Origin of the sequence: Staphylococcus sp. GDX8P80P, assembly GCF_017893095.1 — a bacterium.
Lineage (GTDB): Bacteria > Bacillota > Bacilli > Staphylococcales > Staphylococcaceae > Staphylococcus > Staphylococcus borealis.
In genome coordinates this window covers 1-1,184 of record NZ_JAESMI010000212.1, presented here as the reverse complement: position 1 = coordinate 1,184, position 1,184 = coordinate 1, and the positions used below count along the sequence as shown (strand labels likewise).

Sequence of the window (1,184 nt, the reverse complement as noted above, 5' to 3'; positions counted from 1 at the left end):
GGTCATGTAAAAGTCCTCCTGGGTATGTTTTTGTCGTTAAAAACATTGTACCGTAAAAGGACTGTTATATGGCCTTTTTACTTTTACACAATTATACGGACTTTATCTTATTAACAACATTAGTATTAATCAATTTATTAAAGAGGGACAAGAATGGACGAAATAACTAATATTATTAAATGTTTAAGAGAGCTATTAAATAAAAATACAGGTTATAAAATATCAAAAGGAAGTGGTCTGCCTTATCAAACCGTTCAAGATTTGAAGAATGGTAAAACATCAATTGAAGATGCTAGATTTAGAACGCTTATAAAGCTATATAATTATAAAAAAGAATTAGAACAAAGTGAAGAAATATAAAATAAGGATCTATCTCTTGATACATAAGGGATAGATCCTAGTTAGTTGCCTATTTTGTAAGTTTTAGTATATTGGGCAACTAAATGGGCAACTAAATTTAGCTAACTATAAAACGTATAGCTAGGTAAACATTGATGCTATAAGGTTTTATTAGTAATACTTTTAATTTTTTGTTTTTACCTTTTCAATCAATTTCATAGGTATATTACTAAACATTAATTTGTTATGCCCAAGCTACTTCAGAAATAGAACGCATTATTATGTTAATGTATGCAGAAATAATGAGGGAACTGCTCGCCTTTTATGCAAAATATGCGACGAATACTGGATTAACAATTCAAGAAGTCATGAAAAAAGCAGATGACTTTGATGTATATGCGTTTCGAAACAAAGCTAAAAAATATGTGAAGCGTAGAGATTTTAGCGATGAAGCAAACAAAGTACTTAAACTGTATAACTTGACTATGAAAGTATCTAGAGAAAAATTATTAAAGCAACAATTAGATTTGATAGTCAAAGATTCTACTTTGGATATTCAAGATAAGCTAGAAAATAAGTTAGTTGAGGCAGTGGATAGAGAAGCTGAAAGACAGGCACACATTCTTGGTGAACATGTAAAAATTGATGACACTGAAGTGAAAGCAGTTGTGAATAGTAACTTCAAAGGCGTTAACTGGTCAACTAGATTATGGCAAGATATGGCTTTAGTTCAAAAAGAAGTGGAAAAAACGACGAGCAATGTATTACTTAGAGGGAGACATCCTAATGAGTATGTATCTGAGTTTAAAAAGCAAACAAATTCCACTACTTATAATGCTAGTAGA

At 30.3% G+C, this 1,184-nt stretch carries 1 protein-coding gene and 1 pseudogene; both read left to right on the top strand.

What is annotated here, in order from left to right; translation table 11 throughout:
* The first annotated feature begins 153 nt into the window (after positions 1 to 153).
* A complete protein-coding gene (locus KA858_RS12510; protein WP_210135841.1) occupies positions 154 to 360 on the top strand; it encodes a hypothetical protein in 207 nt (68 codons plus the stop codon).
* Positions 361 to 587: 227 nt separating this feature from the next.
* Positions 588 to 1,184: pseudogene (locus KA858_RS12505) on the top strand (phage head morphogenesis protein); the annotation flags it as partial.

What these genes read in the sequence shown, in the direction of transcription:
- KA858_RS12510 (WP_210135841.1), top strand. Translation starts at nt 154, where the DNA reads ATGGACGAAATAACTAATATTATTAAATGTTTAAGAGAGCTATTAAAT.